The following is a 23316-nucleotide window of genomic DNA, read 5'->3' as shown; positions in this document are numbered from 1 at the left end:
CTAGTTATCCCCATGTAGCAGAGCGTGTACCACTCTGTCCATACCCGCACTGCGAGAGCCCTTCACTAAAAGTGTGTCGGTTTCTGTCAGTTCTTGTTGTAGTGAATCAATCAATTCAGATTGGCTAGAAAAGTAACGTGCATCCATGCCTTCTTCCTTCGCAGCTTCAGCTGCTTTTTTCATCAAAGGCCCACATACTCGCAAACGCGTAATGCCCATTTGCGCCGCATAACGACCGATCGATTCGTGTAGTTGCTCCGCGTCTTCCCCTAACTCAGCCATGTCGCCCAATACTAAAAGACTGCGATTCTGGCGTTTAGCCAGATAATCGATGGCCGCTTTCATGGCCTCTGGGTTGGCATTGTAACTATCATCAATAATGAGCACTGAACCTAACAATGAAGGTTTCATCCGACCCTTAACGGCAACACAATCTTCTAAACCCGCTTTAGCATCGGTAAAGCGCATCCCCATTGCAATCCAGGCACAGGTCGCAGCCGCCGCATTCGCAATGTTGTGCTGACCCAACAAATTCAGTTGAACTGCAATTGTTTGCTGCTGATAATGAAGCAAACAAGATCCACATCCCCGACTATCTTCTCCCAGATCAGAGGCCCATACGTCGGCATCAGTTGAGTTCAATGAAAACGTCATGTAACGGCTTTGTTGTTGCTTTAACTTTTCTATCCAGTAGGGTGCGTGCGGATCATCCAAGTTAACAATCCCAACACCATCTTCAGGTAAGCCTTGGTAGATTTCAGCCTTCGCTTTAACCACGCCTTCAAGACTACCAAAACCTTCTATATGCGCGGCAAAAGCATTATTAAGAATGGCGACCTTTGGCTGTGCAAAGCGTACCATTCTGGCAATTTCACCTGCGCCACTTGCCCCCATTTCAATGACTGCATATTGATGTGTGTCATCCAAACGCAGCAAGGTTAACGGCATCCCTATTTCGTTGTTCAAATTGCCTAAAGTAGCCAAAGTTGGTCCTTTACGAGCAAACATAGCCGCTAGCATTTCTTTAACCGTGGTTTTTCCGCTACTCCCTGTCACGGCAACCATTTGCCCTTGAAAGCGTTGACGGTTTAAGGCGCCTAACTGACCTAAAGCGGTTAAGGTTGATGCTACTTTTAATTGTGGTAATTCATCTTCGACAAAGTGCTCGACAATCGCAGCTACCGCCCCTTTTTCTCGAGCATAAGCAACAAACTCATGAGCATCAAAATGCTCACCTTTCAAACAAACAAAAAGATCGCTCGATTCAATATTTCGTGTATCGGTCGAAACTTGGTTAAAGGCTACGTCAATATTTTGCTGAGTTTCAGCTGACAAGGAGTCCACTAAATCATGTACATTCCAATGACCAATCATAACAAACTCCCTTCTACCGCAAGTGCAGCACGTGCAACTTCTTGATCGCTAAAATGTAACCTAATACCCTTTATTTCTTGATAAGACTCGTGTCCCTTACCTGCAATCAAGACAATATCCCCCGCACTCGCCAACTCAACACCTCGGTAAATGGCACGCGCTCGATCAACTTCAATTAGAAGTTGTGCGGCATGAGGCTTAACCCCTACCTCAATATCGTGAAGGATCTGAAGCGGATCTTCTGAGCGCGGGTTATCACTGGTGATAATAAGAACATCCGCAAGGGTTGATGCCACCTGCGCCATTAAAGGACGCTTGCCTTTATCACGATCCCCACCACAACCAAATACACAGATAATGCGCCCAGAGCCGGATTGGTGTTCACTTAATGCTTTTAATGTCTGTTCTAGAGCATCGGGTGTATGTGCATAATCAACGAACACGCTAAACTCTTGATGCTCCGATACCTTTTCTAAACGCCCGCACACAGAGTTAAGATCTCTTAAGGCGTGCGCAATTGCCTGAGCACCCAAACCCAGCTCACCTAAAACTCCGAGGGTTAACATTAAGTTACTGATATTGAACTGGCCCATTAAGCGGGACTCAAACTCAATCAGGCCCCAAGGAGAGGCAATAGACAACGTCATTCCGTGCGCATGCTGAGTGGCATTGATCAAATAAATATCGGCTCGGCGATCATGCAAGGAGTAGGTATAACGGCGTTTTGCCGTCGTTTCATCTATAATTTTTTGTCCAAGCGGGTCATCTAAATTAAGAATTTGAGTGGCTGCTGGGTTTTGAAACAAACGAGACTTAGACTCAGCATAAGCATCCATTGTCTCATGATAGTCCAGATGATCTCTGGTCAAATTCGTTAAGCCAACAATTGAAAACTGAACGCCCTCTGTTCGCCCTTGATCCAAAGCGTGACTGGAGACCTCCATTGCAACCGATTGAACACCTGAATGTTTAAAGTCAGCCAACAACGCATGTAAGCTAGCAACTTCGGGCGTCGTATGAGTGGCTGAGGTTAATTGCCCGAGCATTCCATTCCCAATCGTACCAATTACAGCCGCTTTTGTGCCCATACGAGCTAACGCCTGGGCAACAAAATGCGTGCAGGAGGTTTTACCATTCGTACCCGTAATACCGATCACCTGCATAGTAGAAGAGGGATCACCAAAAAAACGACTGATCACCTGTCCAGCGCACTGTAAAAGATTAGTCACGTAGACATAGACAACGCCAGATCGCTCTTCAATATAAGGTGCCGTTGACTCTTGCAAAATGGCTACCGCACCTTGTTTGATCGCATGCCCAATAAACCCAGTGGCATCCAAATGAACCCCTTGGCGTGCGATAAACAAAAAACCGGGCTTAACAGCTCGACTATCGGTGACAACACCCTTAATAAAACACGCATCCAGTCGATCTTGCTGAATGCCCAAAAGTGTAGATAAGGATATATTGGTATTTATGATGTTGGTCATCGTTTCGCCACCTGACCTTTTTCTTCAGGCCATTTATCAGGGTCGATATTAAGTAGGCGCATCGCCCCCTGAGTCACACGAGAAAATACCGGAGCAGCCACTTCACCACCGTAATATTCACGACCCTTAGGATTATCAACCATGACCACAACAGCAAGACGCGGATCCGAGACAGGAGCGATACCTGCAAAAACGGCCGTATACTCATCTCGGTTATAGCCACTGCTACCCAATCGATGCACGGTACCGGTTTTTCCTGCAACTCGATATCCAGTAACGGCGGCACGTCTGGCTGTTCCCGTGGGTCCAATGACGGTCTCCATCATATCCAGCACCTGATGCCCTATGCCCTCAGGCATGATTCGATGTCCTTTATTTTCATCAATTTTAAGCAACGAAACAGGACGCATAATGCCATCTGAAGCGAAAGGGATATAAGCCTGCGCAAGCTGCAAGGGTGTGACGGATAAGCCATAACCATAAGACATAGTGGCACGTTCAACCACTTGACGCTCAGAAACGAAAGGCAAAACACCGCTTCTCTCACCTGGGAAGCCCGTATGTGTCATCTGTCCCATACCCATATTTTGCAAGAGCGAGGGTAAACGATCAGGCTCCATATCAAGCACTAGACGCACGGTTCCTACGTTACTGGACTTAGTGATAATGCCAGTTAAGTCTAGGTCACCGTAGTTACGAAAATCACGTATGGTTGCATTGCGAACTCTCATGGTGCCCGGTGACGTTTTAACAACTGTGTCGGGTTGATAACGTCCGGTCATTAACGCCGCTGCCACCGACATAGGCTTCACTGTAGATCCCGGTTCAAACAAATCGGTCATGGCTCTATTGCGTAACGCAGCTGGCTGGAGGCGCGACCGATCATTCGGATTGTAAGAAGGTTGGTTAACCATTGCTAACACTTCACCTGTCTGCACATCCAGAATAACGACAGATCCAGAATCCGCATTATGCGCTTCAACCACTGCTTTAAGTTCACGATACGCCATATACTGTAGGCGTAAATCAATGCTCAGTTGCAGATCAGTACCCGGTTGTGCATCTTGTATAGAACGAATATGACTAATTGTGCGTCCAACACGATCACGCATCACCAACTTGCGGCCGTGCTCACCACTTAAAATTTGCTCATAGGCCAACTCCATGCCCTCTTGCCCTTCACCATCGACATTAGTAAAACCAACGATGTGAGCTGTAACCTCTCCCGCAGGATAAAATCGACGATATTCCCGATCAACATTGACTCCAGGAACACCTAAAACCTGAACACTTTCAGCCAATTCCGGTGTTACTTGGCGACGCAAATATACGAAGCGCCGCTCAGCATTACTTTGCAAACGACTCAGCAGCTCATCTTGAGGAATTTCAAGCACTTGACTTAAACGACGAAAATTACGGTGTTGTATGTCAATGAAACGCGGATCGACCCAAATACTGGCCACGGGCGCGCTCACGGCTAAAGGCTCTCCGTTTCGATCGGTAATCAAACCACGATGTGCGGGTATTAGCATGGTCCGTACACTGCGCGCATCACCTTGATTTTGCAGAAACGCTTGATCGACCATGTACAAAGACAGTAGTTTACCGGTAATACCTACCACGATGACCAAAAAAATGGCAAAGACCAGCCACAAACGCCAGCCTTTAGCCGCTTGCCCTTGATGCTGTTCCACTTTACTGCTCATCTCTTACTATCTCTATATCAGAAGGTTCAGGGGCTCTCATGCCTATTCGAGACTCTGCTTCGCTTTCAATTCGACTGTGTCCACCCCAGGTACTCTGTTCTAACAGCAACTGACCCCACTCGACTTGCAACTCGTCCCATTGGTGTACGAGAACTTGATGATCATTAAATAAACGCCGATAGTCGTAAGCCGCTTGAATCACAAGCAAGGCCGTCATCACAATCGCAATAATCAAGACGCATAAAATCACAGCGGGACGAAATAACTCGCCACTGTCAACCAACGGCTCGACGGAAGCCTCATCATTTCGTCGCCAAGAAAAAACTGTTTTTTTAATATCGCCTAAGCGCATTTCACAGCCACTCTCATCACTGCACTGCGTGCTCTCGGGTTAGCATTCAACTCGTCTTGACCTGCACGAATCGCTTTTCCAACCGAGCGTAAGCGCTGATTTAACATAGACTGGGTAAAGGGCACTCCAGCGGGCAAATGCTCATCCCCTTTAACATGCTTACGAATAAAACGCTTAGCAATGCGATCCTCTAAAGAGTGGAAACTGATCACAACCAACACCCCACCTATGGCCAAAACATCCAGCGCTTGGTCTAGGCATTGCTCAATATCATCTAACTCTTTATTAATGTGGATGCGTATTCCCTGAAACGCTCTAGTCGCAGGATTTTTTCCCTTTTCCCAACGAGGATTCGCGTCTGTAATGATTTTTGCCAAACGCCCTGTTGTCAAAATTGGAGATGCTTGGCGCTCCATAACAATCGCCTTGGCCATCCGACGCGAAAAACGCTCCTCACCGTAGTGGTACAAAACATCAGCAATCTCAGCTTCGGATGCACGATTAATCCATTCCGCAGCGCTTTCACCTACAGATGTATTCATGCGCATATCTAAGGGGCCATCATGCATAAAACTGAAGCCACGCTGAGGATCATCTAACTGAGGTGAACTCACACCTAGATCCAACAACACACCAGTCACTTTACCGCGCATATCTCGCGTTTCGGCAAAATGACTGATTTCACTAAAGGAGCCGTGCTCTATTTCAAATCTCGGCTCATCGCCAAAGTGCACCTGAGCGTAAGCAATCGCTTCAGGGTCTTTATCTATGGCCATCAAACGGCCTTTTGGACCGAGTGCTTGGATGATTTTGGAGGAATGCCCTCCTCGCCCAAATGTGCCATCAATATAAAAACCTGAGGGATCTGTGACCAAGGCGTCAACCGCTTCTTGAAGCAGTACCGTGGTGTGAATAAATTCCTGAGTCATGCAGATCCTATCGTTTTATCATGCTATCGCGTTATTTAGAGTGACAAATCGAGCATTTCAGCAGGTAATTCTGCTGAATCCGTCTCATCAAGATATTCATCACGAGTTTCATTCCAATGAGATTCACTCCATATCTCAAATTTTCGTCCTTGGCCTAGCAGTATGAGTTTCTTATCCAGCCCTGCGTACTCACGCAAGCTTGATGGCAGCAACAAACGACCATTGGCATCAAGCTCAAGATCTGTCGCATGACCAATTAATAAACGCTGGATGCGTCGAGCGGCTTTGTTAAAGCTGGGTAAAGCTTCAATTTTCGCTTGTATTACCTCCCACTCGGGCAGTGGATAAAGCAATAAACATCGTGCTTCAGTGTCAATAGTGGCGACCATCTGTCCATTGCAATGCTCGGTGATCATATCGCGATAACGAGCCGGAACCGCGAGGCGTCCCTTTGCATCCAGATTGATCGGATTGACTCCGCGGAACATGATGCCCACTGAACCTCCATTTATCCCACTTTGAACCACTTTGAACCACTTTTACCCACATTTGCACACTATAGATAGTAAGCCCAACCAATGCAAGGGCAGGTATGTGGGCAAATCAGCATTTATTTATAGCTTTGAAAGGGCTCTCTTGAACCTTGTCTGCTAAGCATTGAGAAAACACTTTAAAGTCAACCCTGTAAGTCAGAAAAAACAGAAGGCTGTTGATAAAAACAGTGCTAATAAACAAAATCTAGAGTGTGTTTTCATACAAATTTAATTATTAATTTTTTGTAAACATCAGACATAAAAAAAGGCCTTTGCAGGCCTTTTGGATGGAGGGTTTACGATGTTTCAACCTGTTGTAGCAGGCGATGAAACGCGGGGGGTACGTGTTGTTGATGAAGGAGACGCTGAGTCATGATAAGGATCCGATGCTTGGGATGCAGGACCAAACTCAGGATAAGCCAACATCCCACATTCGTGGATATCCATGCCTTCGAGTTCTTCATCCTCACTCACACGCAGAGGCATAATCAGATTCAAGATAAACAACACGACAAAACTGGCAATAAACATCCACGCAATGATCACAAGAGTGCCGATCAACTGCCCCATGAACGTTGCTTCTGAGTTACTGAGCATAACTGCAAAAATCCCCCAAATTCCGGCACTGCCGTGAACGGATATTGCTCCTACAGGATCATCAAGTTTTAGCTTATCCAAAGCCAATACAGAAACAACGACAACAATTCCACCGACGGCACCAATCAACACGGACAATCCTGGCGAAGGCAACAGAGGCTCAGCAGTAATGGAAACTAAGCCAGCTAAAGCACCATTGATAGTCATTGTAATATCCGTTTTGCCAAACAGGATTTTAGCAAAGAGAGCGGCGACAACAGCGCCAGCGGCTGCGGCAGCATTCGTATTGACAAATATTTTCGCAACGGCATTGGCTTCTTCGAAATTTGCTATCTTTAATTCCGATCCACCATTAAACCCAAACCATCCCATCCAAAGAATAAACATACCCAAGGTCGCCATGGGTAAGTTAGCGCCAGGAATGGGTCTTACTTCACCGTTAGGGCCGTATTTCCCTTTTCGCGCCCCCACCAAAATGACTGCCGCTAAGGCAGAGGCTGCACCCGCTGCATGCACGACAATGGAGCCTGCAAAGTCTTGGAAACCCATTTCATCAAGAAAACCACCTCCCCACTTCCAGTACCCAGATACGGGATAAATAACACTCACCATAAAAATGGCAAACACCAGAAATGGCCAAAGTCGCATTCTCTCGGCAACAGCGCCTGATACAATTGACATGGTGGCTGCAGCAAAAACGGCTTGAAAAATAAAGTCGGCCATACTGGAGTAGTAAGGGGCATCTTCATCACCACTTAACACACTCTCCAAGGTATGATCCTCGCCCAGCAAAAAGTCGATACCTGGAATCAGGCTACTCACTGGTGAACTTGGGTACATGATGTTATAGCCAACAAATAAATAAACCGTGCAGGCAACGCCGTATAAAAGAACATTCTTGTTCAAAATTTCAACTGTGTTTTTTGAGCGGACCAGCCCAGCTTCCAGCATCGCAAAGCCTGCAGCCATCCACATCACGAGCGCCGTGCACATCAAAAAATAGAAAGTATCTAGGGCATAGCCCAACTCAATAATCATTGGATCCATAGTCGTATCTCCCAAATAGGCTCTCTGACAGAGGACATTTCATTTAAAAGGATTGACCGGGTATCCATTGGGTTCCGGCCAATGGCACACGAGCCATGGCTGCAGCCTCAACGGTCAGCGCAACTAAGTCTTCTGGTTCAAGATGACGGAGATCATTTTTGCCACAGGCTCGAGCAAGCGTTTGCGCTTCTAAGGTCAAAACCCTCAAGTAATTTGCAATTCGGCGTCCACCCTCAATTGGGTCTAGTCGCTGCATTAAGTCGGGGTCTTGTGTGGAAATACCTGCTGGGTCTTTTCCTTCATGATAATCATCATAAAAACCAGCGGCTGACCCGATTTTTTCATACTCTGATTGCCATTTAGGGTGATTACATCCCAAGGCAATAAGGGCTGCAGTGCCGATTGCAACCGCATCAGCCCCCAACGCCATGCATTTGGCGACATCCGCACCGTTGCGAATCCCGCCCGATACGATTAACTGCACCTTTCGATGCATACCCATTTCTTGCAGAGCTTGGACAGCTTGAGGAATGGCGGCCAGAGTCGGAATGCCAACATGCTCAATAAACACATCCTGTGTTGCAGCTGTTCCTCCTTGCATACCGTCTACCACGATGACATCCGCTCCTGCCTTGACGGCCAGCTTCACATCGTAATAGGTTCGCGTGGCACCCACCTTAATGTAAATTGGCACCAGCCAATCGGTGATTTCTCTAAGCTCCTGAATCTTGATGGCCAAGTCATCAGGCCCAGTCCAGTCTGGGTGTCGGCATGCAGAGCGCTGATCGACCCCCTTAGGTAAAGTCCGCATCATTGCGACACGATCCGTAATTTTTTGTCCTAGGAGCATGCCACCTCCACCGGGTTTCGCTCCTTGTCCTAGAACGACTTCAATGGCGTCAGCCTTACGAAGGTCATCTGGATTCATACCGTAGCGTGACGGCAAGTATTGATAGACGAGCTTACTAGATTGCCCCCTCTCTTCTGGAGTCATGCCTCCATCCCCCGTCGTCGTTGACGTCCCAACGGCAGAAGCTCCTCGTCCTAAGGCTTCTTTAGCATTAGCCGATAAGGCACCAAAACTCATGCCTGCAATGGTGACTGGCGTTTCAATCACAATCGGCTTTTTGGCAAAACGTGTGCCTAAGGTGACAGAGGTATTGCACTTCTCACGGTAGCCCTCAAGTGGGTAGCGCGACATACTGGCACCTAGAAACAACAAGTCATCGAAATGCGGTACTTTTCGTTTCGCACCAAATCCACGAATATCATAAATTCCTGTTTCTGCGGCACGTTGAATTTCAGCAATCGTATTACGATCAAAGGTTGCGGACTCGCGCATACCGGGCTTAATGTTGATATCAGTCATACTAAATTCCTCAGTAGGCGGATGCATTATCCACTTTAAAATTGTAGAGATTACGAGCAGATCCATAACGCTTAAATGCTTCAGGTTCTTCATCAATACCTGAGCGATTAAACAACTCTTTCAAGGTTTGAAGGTGCTCGGCACGCATCTCTTTTTCAATGCAGTCCGCGCCAAGAGACTTCACATTTCCTTTCACGAAGATTTGCACCTCATAGAGCGAGTCTCCCAAGGCATCCCCAGCATCACCACAAACAACCAAGTGCCCCGCTTGTCCCATAAAGCAACTCATATGCCCGACATTACCCTTAACAACTATATCCACACCTTTCATTGAAATACCGCAGCGCGCACCCGCATTCCCCTCAATGACCAGCAAGCCACCATGCGCCGTCGCGCCCGCGGCTTGCGATGCATCCCCTTTGACACGAATACTGCCAGACATCATGTTTTCACCCACGCCTTGGCCCGCATTTCCGTGAATGACAAGATGGGCTTTTTTATTCATTCCCCCACAGAAATAACCAGTGTGCCCCATAATGTCGACTGAAAGATTTTGATCCAAACCGCAGGCAATGTTGTGTTTTCCGGCCGGGTTAAGCACTTTCCATTCGCGCTCAGTGCACTCGGGTGCCTGATCATGTAAGGCTTGATTTAAATCTCTAACGCTTTGACTGGTGATATCGATTGTTCTCATCTCATCGCTCCTCAAACACTCGCCCTTTCCCAGGCATAAACAGTTGCAGGCTCAGGCTCCCATACTTTGGCATTTTCAATTCCAGGCAAGCTTGTTAAGGCCTGATACTCAGATGCCATCGCCACATAGTCGTCTGTTTCAGCCAATACAGCAGGCTTACAAGCGATGGGATCTCGAATCACCGCAAAACCATCGCGCGTACCAATGGTGAAGGTAAAAAAGCCGTCAAGATCGGTTAACGCACTTTCAAGCGCTTGCTTCAGGCTATCCCCCTCGCGTAAACGCCAGGTCAGATAACCAGCAGCCACTTCAGAGTCGTTTTCTGTTTCAAAGCTGATCCCTTCCCGCCTCAGGTTTTCACGTAAGCGGTTATGGTTTGAAAGCGAGCCATTGTGAACAAGACACAAGTCCATGCCTGTTGAAAAAGGATGACTTCCAGCCATCGTTACCGCTGATTCAGTCGCCATACGGGTATGGCCAATAATGTGGGTTCCCTGCATTCCCGATAAGGAAAATCGTTCTGAAATTTCAATTGGCAGTCCAACTTCCTTTAGTATTTCGATAGAACGGCCAACACTTAAAATCAACACATCCTTTGCATGCTCCGCGAACCAATCTCTTGCCGACACTTCATCCGCTTCCAGCTTAAAAACCGCCACGTTGGCATTTTGGAACCAACTCAACTGCGCACTCAGCTCCGTTTTAGCCCGCTCTGCCAAGGCCTCCCAATCAAAATGAGGATCTGGATGCCTCAATGTCAGCTTAATCCAATGTTCAGGCACTTCATCTCCATAGATGGCAAACCCCGCACTGTCTGGGCCTCTTTCTGTCATTGCAATCAGCATAGGTTCAAATAAAGCGCCTAACTTCGGACCTAATGCAGGATTTTTTAAATACAATCCGACGATTCCACACATACTAATCTCTCCTACTTTCCAACTAGAAAAACTCTGCGTATTGTTTTATTTCCCAATCGGAAACATGACGACTGTATTCGACCCATTCCATACGTTTGATATTGATAAACTCCTTCACAAACGCCTCTCCTAGCGCTTCAGAGAACATACGGTTGGCTTCAAGTGCATTAATCGCTTCGTCAAGGTTTTGTGGCAAAATCTCAATGCCCTTCTCTTTGCATTGCTGACGATCAAGTTCATATAAGTTGATGTTGTGCGGCTCACCAGGATCGAGCTCTCGCTCAATGCCATCCATACCGGCCGCAATCAATGCAGCGTGCACCAAATACGGATTACAACCGGAGTCGGGCAAACGAAACTCTAGACGCCCATAGGGGATTCGAACCATTGCCGAGCGATTGTTATCACCGTAACAAATATATGCAGGTGCCCATGTCGAGCCCGATAACGAACGCCCGACCACTAAGCGCTTATATGAGTTGACTGTAGGGGCCGCAAAGGCACAGAGGGCCGGAGCGTGGTGCAGTAAGCCAGCAATGAAGTGATAGGCCATTTTAGACAACCCCATCCCTCGCGGATCCGAGTCATCATTGAACAAATTACGCCCGTGCTCATCAGAGATAGACAGATGGAAATGCATGCCATTCCCCGTTCGGCTGGCGTCAGGCTTTGGCATAAATGAACAAACCATGCCCAGCTTATTGGCAATTTCGCCAGCCGCCATGCGAACGAAGGTAAAACGATCCGCCGAGGTTAATGCATCGCTATAAGTATAGTTGATTTCAAACTGACCATTGGCGTCCTCATGATCGATTTGATACACATCAAAGTCGACGGCTTGCAAGGACTCAACCAACTGCTCTAAGAACTCCCGAGATCGCGATAAGCCTTTATAGTCATAACAGGGTTTATCTAACACATCGCTTTCATCAACAGGCATTAGCTTGCCTTCTTGCGTTTTACGAAAGAGCGAAAATTCAGGCTCTAACCCTGTGTTTAATGTCCATTTTTTCTTTTCTAAACGCTTTAACTGCTGTTTTAGCAACACGCGGCTGCAAAAAGGATGGGGGGCTTTATTTACATAGCCATCGCATGCCAAGCGGGCATAACCGGGCTGCCAAGGCACCGCACTTAAGGTCGACAAGTCACCACGAGCCATAAAGTCAGGTCCATGTGGTTGCATTCCCATTCCCCATACAGCAAACCCTGCAAACCCTGCTCCCTTTTCGACAACATCCATCAGGGTATGAACGGGAACAGACTTGGTTTTGGCGACTCCATGAATGTCGACAAACTGCGCCAAAACATACTTGATCTGATGAGTATCGATGAACGATTGAACATCTGCGGGCATCATAATGCACCTCCTAAATTGACTGATCTCAGCTCTATTTCGTTTATCACGTCGTGAAAAATGTGTTCCAAATACTCGGCATACCCAGGATCAAATCCAATTAAAATGCCTTGATCAGGATGCGGATCTTTCCAAAGCCAGCAGTTAATTCCTGCAACAGCCAACATTTGCCATTCACCTGGCTGCATTTGATGGAAATCAAATTGACACAGGCACAGCATCAGCTCTGTCCAGGCATGCCCTTGGATATGCAGGATTCGATCATGTCGACGAAAGCACCAACTGGATTGAGGTTGAGCTGCAGTGTCTTTAATAAAGGCCAAGAACTCATCGCGCCCTGTTTTTGCTATCAAATTTCCGTCGCTGAATACGGCCGTCATAACCTCTGTGGGAATTTCTATCCCGGCGAAAGCAGACGTTGAATCAGGACCCGTCAAGATCCATGCCTGCCAATCTGTGATGGGTGTGAGTTGTACTGATTTCATACCAACACCTCCTCTACAGCCGACGTCTGCCGAATCCCTTCAGGGTCATAAAACGGCAATGAACAACGCTCCCCTCTGATTAAGCGGCCATCATCAACGCGAATATGAATAGGGTTGGAGGTATCGGCATAGGGTTGATCTAACATCACTAAACCTATTACACACTGCTGTGTCGGGCTATAGGCCACGCTGGTTACGCGCCCCACCATCTCGTTGTTATCAATTACTAAATGGCATTCTTTAACGAGATTTTTAGGTGCACCTTGTGCCAACTTGAAACCCACCAACTGGCGTTGGCAGGATGACTTTAAGCGAGCCAAGGAGGGCTTTCCTGTGAACCACGCTTTGCTGTTAAGCGGAACAGCCCAAGACATACCTACTTCGTATGGGTGAGTCAGACCATCCGTGTCTTGCCCTATGATAATATGGCCCTTCTCTAGGCGAAGTATGCGTTGCGCTTCGACGCCAAAGGGCTTGATTCCGACCGCTTGCCCAGCGACCATAAGCCGTTGCCATACCTCCAATGCCGCGTTATGGGGCAGATGTATTTCATACCCTAACTCACCGACAAAACCCACTCGGATGAGGCGCACTGGATAGCCACACAAAAGCCCCTCTCGCATGCCAAGGTATGGAAAATTAGATTCAGACAAGGAAATAGACGTCAGGGGCGCAAGTACTTTTCGACTTTCAGACCCAGCTAAGTTAATCGCCGCCAAACTGCCCGTTCGATTGACTAATCGCACATTTAAGCCACAAAACTGCACATACTTAGACAAAATCTTGTAGGTTGCATCTGCGTGGCTCGTTGTTGCCGTCACATAAAACTGATCTGACGCAAGCCGCCCAACGATGCCATCATCGATAATGACGCCACTGTCATCTACCATCAGCGCATAGCGTGTCATGCCTTGTTTTAGCGTCGACATTTTCATGGTGTAGGCTAAATCCAATAAGCGCGCAGCATCTGGCCCCATCACTTCGATTTTGCCAAGCGTTGACACATCGATGATTCCCAAACGGGATCGAACGGCTTCCACCTCTTCTTGAATGCAGTCCAGTCGAGCCGAGGATGCACCGTAATACTCGGGGCGGAGCCAAACACCTGCCTCCATGAACTTCGCCTGATGCGCTTCATGCCAAGCATGAAGTGGACTGCGTCGTTCAGGGCGAAAGCGACGCCCTGCAAGTGCCGAGATAGGCACCGGATGGAAAAATGGGCGAGCCGTTGTCGACCCTGTTGCGTTAATGCCTAACCCTTGTGAGCGAGCCAGAACTCGAATGGCATTCATGTTCGAGTGCTTGCCTTGACTCGGCCCCATACCAACCGTCGAGAAACGCTTGAGCAATTCGATATTGTCAAACCCTTCCAGAATCGCGTTTTTTAAATCCTTAAGCTGCAAATCTTCATCAAAATCGATGAAATTTTTGCCTTTGGGATGTTCAATGATTGGCCATGGATGACTGTGGGCTGTGGTATCGCGATACTGCGTTAAGTCACGCGACTCCTTCTGCCCCTTTAGAAATGCCACGGCTTCCTGCGCAACGGCCTTAGCATCCGCTATGCGCTGATCGACTGTAAACGCGCCATTTAAACGCCCACATACGAAAATACCCTTGGGTAAAAATTCAGGTACAAATTGCTGGAGAGTGTCATCGTAACTGAGCTTACCTCCCGCTTGATAAATCAATTGAGCAGCAGGAACCCATCCCACACTCATCGCGATCAAGTCACAGTCAAAGATTTCTTTTTTAGATAGATCACACGACTCCCCTGACAAAGGTGCAACGATCGCACGTTGCAAGGTCTGACGGCCAATCGCTTCGTAAATGCCGTGTTTTTCCAAAACCCGAATGCCCTTTGCAAGCACCCTCTCAGCCCACTCACCTCGTTGTGCGATGGACTCCATGTCGACAACAGCAACAACCGCTATCCCGGCTTCAAACATATCCAGCGCCGCACGATACCCTTCGACATTACTGGTCAGCACAAGCGCGTTTTGCCCAGGCTTAACAGCGTAACGGCTGATCAAGCGTTGAATTCCCGAGGCCATCATCACACCCGGCAGATCGTTGTTACGAAAGACGGCTGGCTGCTCCATGACACCGGTGGCATGAATAACAGCACGGCTACGCAGCTTAATCATGCCGTGAGGTGTTAACAGGGGCAGATAATGATCCGTGTACCAACCGACAGCCAGCGTTGAGGTGTAGAGGCGAATATTTGGGTGCGTGGATACCGACTCTTTCAGAGACTCACGTAACGCTTTAACTCTGGGTTCGTGTGCCAGTTGATAATCGAGGCTACCACCAATGAAAGGGTTCTCATCAACCAAAACAACATTGAGTTGAGCATCGGCTGCGGCCAAAGCCGATTGCATTCCCGAAAGCCCAGCACCAATCACTAGAAGATCACAAAATGCATACGACTTAGATTGCCGCTGGGCATCCCATTGGGTATTTACGTGCCCTAAACCCGCCTTGCTACGAATCATTTTTTCCCAAAAGGGAAAGAATTTTTTTGGTTTATGGAAGGTTTTGTAATAAAAACCGACTGGAAGAAATCGAGCAACGTATTCTATCTTGGCATCTTTATCCTTAGCGACAGTGCCATTTACATTACAAGCCGTTAGCTTCATGCTTGGCTCTAACGCAACCACATCACCACGGACATTCGGCTCTGCTTCCGTTTGGAAAAGTGCGTTCGCATCATGATTAGCCAGCGTCAACGCCCCGCGAGGACGATGGTATTTAAAACTGCGCCCCAGAATTAATTGACCATTTGCCAAAAGTCCTGAACTAATAGAGTCACCTTCAAACGCCTGAAACTCTCGGCCTTCAAACGTGAAGCGGATCGTTTTATCCCGAGAAATCCATTCATAGGGTTGAGGTTCAAGCCGGTAATTCATATTGCACCTCGGATATGTCGACATGCGCTTCTATTTCATCGGTTACTGTATTTCTTACAACGACATACCAGCGTCCCGTTGGGCGGTGATACCAAGCCTCCCTCAGACTGCAAGGCGCACCTTTGCGATTAAACACATACTCGCTCCAGGTTTTCTCATCGGCATCAACGGGTGGAATACGAATCTCGCCCATGTAATCAAACTCACTGATGGGCCTTTTTCCAATCACAGGACAATCTAAAAGCTTCATGATGTGCTCCCTAATGACCAACCGATGCCGCACCCTTTTCGCCCACTAAATCAAAGTCAGCAAAACGAGAGAGGCGAAAGGGTTCTATTAATTCGTGATTGCGCTCCTGTGCTAAGGTCCAGGCCATGGTTTTCCCACTCACAGGCGTGGCTTTAAATCCCCAGGTCCCCCACCCTGCATCCAGGTAAAAGCCCTTAATCGGAGTCGTCCCCATAATGGGCGCAAAATCGGGGGTGATATCACTCATTCCTGCCCATTGGCGCATCACATTTAGTCGACTGACAAAAGGAAATAGATCCAGCATTTTGTCGGCAAGCCCTTCCGTGAAGTCAAAGCTTGAGCGTGTTGAATGTAAAACGGAGGGATCGACCGACGCCCCCATCACCAACTCGCCGCGCGATGACTGACTGACGTACACATGCAAACTGCCCGACACAACAATCGTGTCCATGAATGGCTTTACAGGTTCAGTGACACAGGCTTGTAAGGGGTAAATTTCAATCGGAGTGGAAAGCCCGACCATTTCAGTAATCCGAGGGGTGGAACCTGCAACCATTGAGATCACTTTTCGGCAGCTGATAAAGCCTCGATCCGTTTCAACTCCACAGACCTCATCCTTCTCTGTGCGGATATTTAAAACCCGTGTTTTTTGATGCAGTTCAACGCCTCGATTATAGGCCCCACGCGCATAGCCCCATGCAACCGCATCATGACGCGCAACGGCACCAGGCGCGTGATAAAGTGCGCCCAAGACAGGACTGTGACCCGCACAGGTGAGATCCATATAGGGCACTTCTTCTGCAAGGGTCTGTAAATCAACAACTTCACTGGCAACGCCTAAGTGCTTATTCACCTCAGCACGCCAGCGCATGGTTCTGAGCGCACTGTCGGTATGCGCCAAGGTAAAATGCCCACGCGTCGAATAAAAGATGTTCAAATCAAAGTCGTCGGCCAGATCCTCAAAGAGCTTGACACTTGTGTCATAGAACTTAACACCCTCTGGGGTCAGGTAGTTTGAACGAACAATCGTCGTGTTACGCCCAGTATTGCCACCACCAATATAGCCCTGCTCCAACACAGCAACATCGGTAATACCGTGGTCTTTTGCCAAGTAATAAGCACATGCCATCCCATGACCACCGCCACCAATAATAACGACGTCATACTGTTTTTTGAGTGGCCGCGCTTCTGGAAAGAAGCGAGGCTCATCGTGAGACCGCTTGAAGCCATATTTCAACAATTGCCAAGGCATAATGCTCTCCTCGTGCAACGCTTGATTACCAGCTGACCCCGAGTCGGCGGCGCATAGCGCTTTTTTAAAAGCTGTGAATAATGCTGTTTCTTCATGGCAAACCTACTTTTACCTTTAAGAAATTTAATTTCTTCTGGATAAAGCAACATTCTTGCCAAACTGACACGCATCAGAAGACCTAAGACAGATTTTTTTCAACCATTTGAAAACCAAACAAATAATGAAATAAATATTCCTGATAGGAATTAATAGTTGCGCTATAATGGGAATCGTTGACACAAGATTGACACTGAGCCGTGACTCAATTTAGATCTAAGCGATCGCTTTCAGCACCAAGAAGAGGCATAGGGCATGACACAACAAGATCCAAAATTACAACTTGAGCAGTACATTGCGATGAAGGTAAAACGCACACGCGTTGAACAGGGTCTGAAAATTATGGATGTTGCTCGAATTGCAGGACTTAGCCAGGGGATGGTCAGCAAAATTGAAAATGCACAGGTTTCAACAAGCTTGGACACTTTAAGTCGTCTTTGCGATGCGATTGGCTTAACGATTTCGAAGTTATTTAGCGATTATGATCGCCCTGAAGGTGGGGCCCAACTGACAAAATCAGGACAAGGCATGGAGGTGGTTAGACGTGGAACGGAAAAAGGCCATACTTACCAACTGCTAAGTTACCATCGTGGTAAGAAGAAAACATACGAGCCTTTTTTAATTTCAATGGATGATGCCGCAGAAGTATTCCCAACGTTTTCGCATCCAGGACAAGAATTTATTTATATGCTCGAAGGGAAAATTCTCTATCGTCACGGCAATCATTTATATGATATGGGGCCAGGTGATAGCCTTTCATTTGATGCAGAAGTACCACATGGGCCAGAGCAACTTATCGAAGTGCCTATTCGCCTTTTATCCGTCATACATTATGATGACGAACATTAACGCCCATGGGTCTGTAAAAAAGTTGGGAGTTTGCCTATAAGCCGGGTTCTGTCGTGAACAGTCATTCGTCTCGAATGCATGTCACCATGCACCTCTAGCGACCTACCCGGATCCAGTACGGGCCGCACCTTAAGGATCCCTATTTGGTCTTGCTCTGAGTGGGGTTTTCCATCGCCGTGGAATGTTGCCACCCACGCGGTGCGCTCTTACCGCACCATTTCAACCTTACCGTGACTCCGAAGAGCCCTTAGGCGGTATACTTTCTGTTGCACTTTCCGTCGACTCGCGCCGCCCAGACGTTATCTGGCACTCTGCCCTGTAGAGCCCGGACTTTCCTCCACTTTGCAAGCAAAGCAGCGACTGTCCAGCAAACTCCCGCGGGCAGGATAACAGGATCTAAACAAAGTGCAAGCTTACTTATCTAATAAGTACTGATAGAGACGTTTTTTATTGGCACCGCTTATGGCTGATGTCAAGGCCGCTGCCTTTTTAGGCGGTAATTCAGTCGCCAGCAAAGCCAAAATGTCCAGCGTTTTTTTATCTAACTCCTCCTCATCTATCCGAGGTGGAGCGCCACGCACGATCACCACAAACTCACCTTTTTGTTGATTAGAGTCTTGCTGCATCCAGGTTAATAAAGAAGCCAAACTGTCAAGTTTAATCGTCTCAAAGGTTTTGGTCAGCTCTCTTGCAACAACGGCCTCACGCGAAGCACCAAAGACCGCTATCATGTCTTCTAGACTGTCGAGTATGCGATGGGTGGATTCATAAAAGATGAGTGTTGAGGTTTCATCAGCCCATTGATTAAGTGTGCGTAAGCGACTAGCACGCTTCGCTGGAAGAAATCCGTAGAACATAAAACGATCTGAAGGCAAGCCCGATGCGCTTAATGCTGCAATAAACGCACAACAACCTGGCACTGGCGAAACCTGATAACCGGCTTCGCGAACACTCCTTACTAGAATATAACCCGGATCTGAAATTAAAGGGGTTCCCGCATCCGAAACCAAGGCTATACTATGCCCTTGCGCAAGATGCTTAAGAATCAGCTCAATTCTTTGACTTTCATTGTGGTCATGGACTGAAATCATGGGCACTTTAATGTTAAAGTGTGCCATTAAACGACCTGAGTGCCGAGTATCTTCAGCTGCGATCAAATCAACCTGACTCAGCACACGTATTGCACGCTCTGACAGGTCACCAAGATTGCCAATGGGAGTGGCTATGACATATAAAACCGGATCTGACATGATGTTTCCAAATACTTGCAGGAAAAAACAGTATATGACGAATAGATTAGCCTTGTCTTTGACTTTGCTATTTTTAGCTCTATTCCTATCGGCTTGCAGTGCACCGTCAACAGGCACTTTGCAGCCCGCTCTTCCTAAGGATGATATTGTCATGCGTCTATTAAACGCTGCCAATCAAGCCAGTGGAGAACGCTCTGTCGAATTGCGTATTGAAGCAGCAAGGGTTTTATATTCCCGAAACCAAACAAATGAAGCCAATCAAATTCTAGATCAGTTGGATACACGCACTCTACCGACGTTTTTAAGTTTAAACATTGCCAGTATTCGTGCTGAACATGCATTATCCAATAATAATCCGCGTCAGGCGCTTGATTACTGGTCTTACGCACGATTCCCTGCCGAACTTGCGCCAGATGACATCTTGGAAATCAGTCAAAGCCGTTCTTCTATCTACCTGCAAACTTCAGATCCGATCAGCGCCATTCGTGAATTAGTGACAGGTACACAAATGACCGATGATCAAAAAACACAAAACGCACTCAGAGAGTTGATTGAAAAATCCTTAGAGCAAACGTCTATTGCCGATTTACACGCAGCCGTTAAAAGCCCGCAGAATAACTATTTCGAACAAGGCTGGTTTGAGCTAGGATTGATTCAACGCTCGGAGCTGTCTGCTGAAGAAAAAGAAGATGCCCTAGAAGACTGGGAGGCTTTATGGGCACAACATCCAGCAACTCTTTCCAGTCCAACGTCTCAACAATCGCTTTTTTCCTCTGGCACTGCTCTTGAGTCTATAGCACCGGGTAGTCGTCGTATTGGTCTGTTACTTCCTTACTCAGGTCCATTAGCCGAGATCGCTCGCTATATTACCGATGGCTTTACAACCGCGATGCTAACGGACGGTGCGTTAAACACGCATATTGAAACGCTCGACAGCACGCAAATAACGAATCCTGAACAACTCTTTGAAATTGCAACACAACGTGGCTTAGAAATTATTATTGGGCCCTTAGAGCGTGAGTATGTCAATCGCTTAGCAGAGCTACCCAACCATCCTGTGCCTGTACTGGCACTTAACCAGGCCAATACAGGCTCGAACCCACCCTTTCAACTGGATTTATCCAGTGAACATGAAGCCAGCGAACTAGGAAGGCGCGCCGCTGAGCTGGGTTATCAAACGGCTATGATTATCACAAGTGACACTCCTTGGGCGCAACGCTTGGGTCAATCAATAGAGCAGGAATTTTTCAGACAAGGCGGGCAAACCCTTGCTACACTCGAATTCAAAGGTCAAGGCGATACCTCTGCACAAATCAGAGGACTGCTTAACAATGATCCTCTGTTGGCGCGAACGATGCCGCGTCGTTCTCAAAGTGGCCAGAGAGTAAATGTTAGTCATGAAACAGATGTCATTTTTATGGCTGTTGATGCTCGTGATGCTCGCTTGATTAACCCAATGCTGGCTTACCACTATGTTGCTAAAATTCCGGTTATGGCAACCTCTCATCTGTTCGAAGGTTCGATTGATAACGTACGAGATACCGATCTGGCTCGTATCAGCTTCACTGATATTCCGTGGCGCCTTTCTGATTCATCCGAGCTGCGCAATACATTGGCCGCTTCACGTGACAATACACATACAAATGAAGGCAAGTTTTATGCATTAGGCGCTGATGCTTGGCGTTTGCACTCTGTCTTAAACGAACTTAGCATGCGGCCTGGAAGTTACGTTGATGGTGAAACTGGACGCTTAAGTATCGGCCCCAATAAACGCATCATACGCAGACTCTCTTGGGCTACGTTTACGAATGGAATCCCTCAACTCATAAAGGAATAGTGTTTTCATGGATCGAAAAAACATTGGCATGGATGCCGAACGAAGAGCCGAAGAATGGTTATGCAATCAGGGACTAATGCTTCTAAAACGTAATGCTCGATGCCGTCTTGGTGAAATAGACCTGATAATGTATGACCGAGACACCATCGTCTTTATTGAGGTTCGACAGCGCAAACATTCTCAATTTGGTGGGGCAGCGGCTTCAGTAGATTGGCAAAAGCAACGCAAATTAATTCGAACTGCTCGCTATATTATGAGTGGACAAACAGGCTGGGATGGTTATCCTTGCCGTTTTGACGTTGTCGCTTTTGAAGGCAATCAAACACCCATTTGGTATAAAGATGCCTTCAGACCCTGAATTACCTACACTGGATATCCGTTAATGGAACTTGAAGAAAAAATTATTAATCAATTTCATCACTCCATGGAGGTCAACGCCCAAACCATTGAGCAATTCACTCCGCTAATTGCTCAAGCGGGCCAGTTGCTCTGTGAACGATTAGTGAGTGAGCGTAAATTACTATGCGCAGGAAATGGCGCTTCAGGTGCACTCGCACAACACTTTAGCAGCCTCCTGATTAATCGCTTTCGACACGAGCGTCCTGGGCTCCCTGCACTTGCGTTAAATGCTGACAGCGCTGCGATTTGCGCCATTGCCGAAGACAGCAGCTTCGCTGACATCTACTCTAAGCAAATCCGAGCCATTGGCATGCCCGGTGATATTTTGATTGCAATTTCAGCAAACGGTCGCTCTGCGAGTTTGGTTCAAGCGATACAAGCGGCTCACGACCGAGAAATGGATGTGATTGCTTTGACCGGTGGAGATGGCGGAAATATGACTGCACTTTTGCGCCCTGATGAAATCGAAATATGTATACCGTCTGAAGATGAAATTTTGGTGCATGATGCACAACTCTTACTGCTTCACTGCCTTTGTGATTTAATCGACTATCAACTATTTGGAGCCTAACAATGCGCATACTTGTCCCAGTTATGTTAATCAGCATTCTTGCAGGGATCTCAGGCTGCTCGACATTTGTCAGCGCAACCCGTGAGACACCAATAGAAGAAAACGAAGGCCGTCGAACCCTCGGAAACTACATTGAAGATAACTCAATCGAATTTAAGTCCAAGGTTAATGTAAACAAAGGCAGTGATGCATTAAGAGCCTCTAATATCAATATCAATAGCTTTAATGGACAGGTTTTGTTAACAGGCCAAGTGCCAAATGAAGCGACAAAAACCGAAGCAGAGAGGGTGGTTAACGTACTCCGAGAAATACGTAAGATTCATAATGAACTCGAAATTGAAGGACCGACATCCCTGATGATTCGAGCAAATGATACTTATTTAACTGGAAGAGTAAAAACTCAACTCTTGGCCGACAATCGGACTGAAGGGATGAGAATCAAAGTGGTGACAGAGAATGGCACAGTGTATTTAATGGGGCTCGTAACCCCTGCAGAAGCCGATGTCGCCGTTGACGTTATTCGTGGGATAGTAGGTGTCAGACGCATTGTCAAAGTATTTGAATATATTGGTGGATAATCCACTTATATTCTAAGTAAAAGGGGCTGAAAAGCCCCCTTTGAAATATTACTTGACCACTTTTAATCGTGGCTTTTCCTTCGCTATCGCTAACTTAGGTTTATCCGGTGGTGGCTCTGTAGGGCCATTATCTTCGGCGATCAGCATTTCTGCGCCAGGCTCCATACCAAACCCCATCCCTTGGCCATTTTCTCTCGCATAAATGGCCAAAATAGCAGGTAAAGGCAAAAATACATTGGTTGGAACACCACCAAAGCGGGCATTAAACGACACACCGTCCTGATCCATCACCAGATCTTTTACAGCAGAATACGACACATTCAAGATCAATTGTTCTTCTCGCATAAATTGATCGGGAACCATCACGCCTTGAACTTGCGTATCCACCGCAATATGCGGCGCCATGTCGTTATCGGTTATCCACTCATGCAATGCTTTTAACAAATAGGATCTACTAGGTGTCATATACAACCTCAGA

Annotated in this window: 22 protein-coding genes and 1 other RNA gene; 5 read left to right on the top strand and 18 right to left on the bottom strand. The window is 47.2% G+C overall.

Annotated elements, in window-relative coordinates; genetic code table 11:
• The 15 genes from DN062_RS11070 to DN062_RS11000 all read right to left on the bottom strand — a co-directional run bounded on the left by DN062_RS11070 (position 1) and on the right by DN062_RS11000 (position 17258).
• Positions 1–1374, bottom strand: a complete 1374-nt coding sequence (locus tag DN062_RS11070) for a UDP-N-acetylmuramoyl-tripeptide--D-alanyl-D-alanine ligase (RefSeq protein ID WP_112159387.1) — start codon at positions 1372–1374, stop codon at positions 1–3.
• Positions 1371–2864 carry a UDP-N-acetylmuramoyl-L-alanyl-D-glutamate--2,6-diaminopimelate ligase gene (locus DN062_RS11065; RefSeq protein WP_112159386.1) on the bottom strand — a complete coding sequence of 498 codons (1494 nt, stop codon included), beginning with the start codon at positions 2862–2864 and terminating at the stop codon, positions 1371–1373. Before DN062_RS11065 ends, DN062_RS11070 begins: the two co-directional genes overlap by 4 nt.
• Positions 2861–4570: a peptidoglycan D,D-transpeptidase FtsI family protein gene (locus tag DN062_RS11060; protein WP_112159385.1), complete on the bottom strand. Its 1710-nt coding sequence runs from the start codon at positions 4568–4570 to the stop codon at positions 2861–2863. The genes DN062_RS11065 and DN062_RS11060 overlap by 4 nt, the downstream gene beginning before the upstream one ends.
• Positions 4560–4922 carry a cell division protein FtsL gene (ftsL, locus tag DN062_RS11055; RefSeq protein ID WP_112159384.1) on the bottom strand — a complete coding sequence of 121 codons (363 nt, stop codon included), beginning with the start codon at positions 4920–4922 and terminating at the stop codon, positions 4560–4562. Before ftsL ends, DN062_RS11060 begins: the two co-directional genes overlap by 11 nt.
• Complete coding sequence (rsmH, locus tag DN062_RS11050; RefSeq protein WP_112159383.1) at positions 4913–5851, bottom strand: 16S rRNA (cytosine(1402)-N(4))-methyltransferase RsmH; 939 nt, start codon at positions 5849–5851, stop codon at positions 4913–4915. Before rsmH ends, ftsL begins: the two co-directional genes overlap by 10 nt.
• 35 nt (positions 5852–5886) lie before the next feature.
• Positions 5887–6339, bottom strand: a complete 453-nt coding sequence (gene mraZ, locus DN062_RS11045; protein WP_112159439.1) for a division/cell wall cluster transcriptional repressor MraZ — start codon at positions 6337–6339, stop codon at positions 5887–5889.
• A gap of 351 nt (positions 6340–6690) precedes the next feature.
• The gene (locus tag DN062_RS11040; protein ID WP_112159382.1) at positions 6691–8028 is read right to left on the bottom strand and encodes an ammonium transporter; all 1338 of its coding nucleotides are present in this window, start codon (positions 8026–8028) and stop codon (positions 6691–6693) included.
• 43 nt (positions 8029–8071) lie between these two features.
• On the bottom strand, positions 8072–9397 hold the full coding sequence (locus tag DN062_RS11035; protein WP_112159381.1) for an FMN-binding glutamate synthase family protein: 1326 nt from the start codon (positions 9395–9397) through the stop codon (positions 8072–8074).
• A gap of 10 nt (positions 9398–9407) precedes the next feature.
• Positions 9408–10091, bottom strand: coding sequence for a GltB/FmdC/FwdC-like GXGXG domain-containing protein (locus DN062_RS11030; protein ID WP_112159380.1), 684 nt, complete (start codon positions 10089–10091; stop codon positions 9408–9410).
• Between the two features lie 11 nt (positions 10092–10102).
• On the bottom strand, positions 10103–11008 hold the full coding sequence (locus DN062_RS11025) for a class II glutamine amidotransferase (RefSeq protein ID WP_112159379.1): 906 nt from the start codon (positions 11006–11008) through the stop codon (positions 10103–10105).
• A gap of 22 nt (positions 11009–11030) precedes the next feature.
• The gene (gene glnT, locus DN062_RS11020) at positions 11031–12365 is read right to left on the bottom strand and encodes a type III glutamate--ammonia ligase (protein ID WP_112159378.1); all 1335 of its coding nucleotides are present in this window, start codon (positions 12363–12365) and stop codon (positions 11031–11033) included.
• Positions 12362–12847 carry a hypothetical protein gene (locus DN062_RS11015; protein ID WP_112159377.1) on the bottom strand — a complete coding sequence of 162 codons (486 nt, stop codon included), beginning with the start codon at positions 12845–12847 and terminating at the stop codon, positions 12362–12364. The genes glnT and DN062_RS11015 overlap by 4 nt, the downstream gene beginning before the upstream one ends.
• Positions 12844–15756, bottom strand: a complete 2913-nt coding sequence (locus DN062_RS11010; protein WP_112159376.1) for a 2Fe-2S iron-sulfur cluster-binding protein — start codon at positions 15754–15756, stop codon at positions 12844–12846. The genes DN062_RS11015 and DN062_RS11010 overlap by 4 nt, the downstream gene beginning before the upstream one ends.
• Complete coding sequence (locus DN062_RS11005; protein ID WP_112159375.1) at positions 15740–16006, bottom strand: sarcosine oxidase subunit delta; 267 nt, start codon at positions 16004–16006, stop codon at positions 15740–15742. The genes DN062_RS11010 and DN062_RS11005 overlap by 17 nt, the downstream gene beginning before the upstream one ends.
• Positions 16007–16016: 10 nt before the next feature.
• Positions 16017–17258, bottom strand: a complete 1242-nt coding sequence (locus DN062_RS11000) for an FAD-dependent oxidoreductase (RefSeq protein WP_112159374.1) — start codon at positions 17256–17258, stop codon at positions 16017–16019.
• 351 nt (positions 17259–17609) lie between these two features.
• On the opposite strand from DN062_RS11000, the gene DN062_RS10995 reads away from it, so the two are divergent.
• On the top strand, positions 17610–18203 hold the full coding sequence (locus DN062_RS10995; protein ID WP_112159373.1) for a helix-turn-helix domain-containing protein: 594 nt from the start codon (positions 17610–17612) through the stop codon (positions 18201–18203).
• A 21-nt stretch (positions 18204–18224) separates the two neighbouring features.
• Here DN062_RS10995 and rnpB read toward each other — a convergent pair.
• Positions 18225–18579, bottom strand: an RNA gene (rnpB, locus tag DN062_RS10990) — RNase P RNA component class A.
• A gap of 37 nt (positions 18580–18616) precedes the next feature.
• The gene (rsmI, locus tag DN062_RS10985) at positions 18617–19453 is read right to left on the bottom strand and encodes a 16S rRNA (cytidine(1402)-2'-O)-methyltransferase (RefSeq protein ID WP_112159438.1); all 837 of its coding nucleotides are present in this window, start codon (positions 19451–19453) and stop codon (positions 18617–18619) included.
• 34 nt (positions 19454–19487) lie between these two features.
• Here rsmI and DN062_RS10980 point away from each other — a divergent pair, with 34 nt between their 5' ends.
• The 4 genes from DN062_RS10980 to DN062_RS10965 are packed head-to-tail and all read left to right on the top strand — an operon-like array spanning position 19488 to position 22838.
• A complete protein-coding gene (locus DN062_RS10980) occupies positions 19488–21290 on the top strand; it encodes a penicillin-binding protein activator (RefSeq protein WP_162301290.1) in 1803 nt (600 codons plus the stop codon).
• 7 nt (positions 21291–21297) lie between these two features.
• Complete coding sequence (locus tag DN062_RS10975; RefSeq protein ID WP_112159371.1) at positions 21298–21648, top strand: YraN family protein; 351 nt, start codon at positions 21298–21300, stop codon at positions 21646–21648.
• A gap of 24 nt (positions 21649–21672) precedes the next feature.
• The gene (locus DN062_RS10970) at positions 21673–22260 is read left to right on the top strand and encodes an SIS domain-containing protein (protein ID WP_112159370.1); all 588 of its coding nucleotides are present in this window, start codon (positions 21673–21675) and stop codon (positions 22258–22260) included.
• A 2-nt stretch (positions 22261–22262) separates the two neighbouring features.
• Positions 22263–22838, top strand: a complete 576-nt coding sequence (locus tag DN062_RS10965) for a BON domain-containing protein (protein WP_112159369.1) — start codon at positions 22263–22265, stop codon at positions 22836–22838.
• A gap of 48 nt (positions 22839–22886) precedes the next feature.
• On the opposite strand, the gene DN062_RS10960 is transcribed toward DN062_RS10965, so the two are convergent.
• Positions 22887–23303 (bottom strand): ClpXP protease specificity-enhancing factor, encoded by a 417-nt coding sequence (locus DN062_RS10960; RefSeq protein ID WP_112159368.1) that lies wholly within the window; start codon positions 23301–23303, stop codon positions 22887–22889.
• Positions 23304–23316: the final 13 nt, after the last annotated feature.

Source organism: Nitrincola tibetensis (assembly GCF_003284585.1).
GTDB classification, from domain to species: Bacteria; Pseudomonadota; Gammaproteobacteria; order Pseudomonadales; family Balneatricaceae; genus Nitrincola; species Nitrincola tibetensis.
Note: the sequence above shows the minus strand (reverse complement) of the source record. Positions and strands in the feature narration are given on the sequence as shown.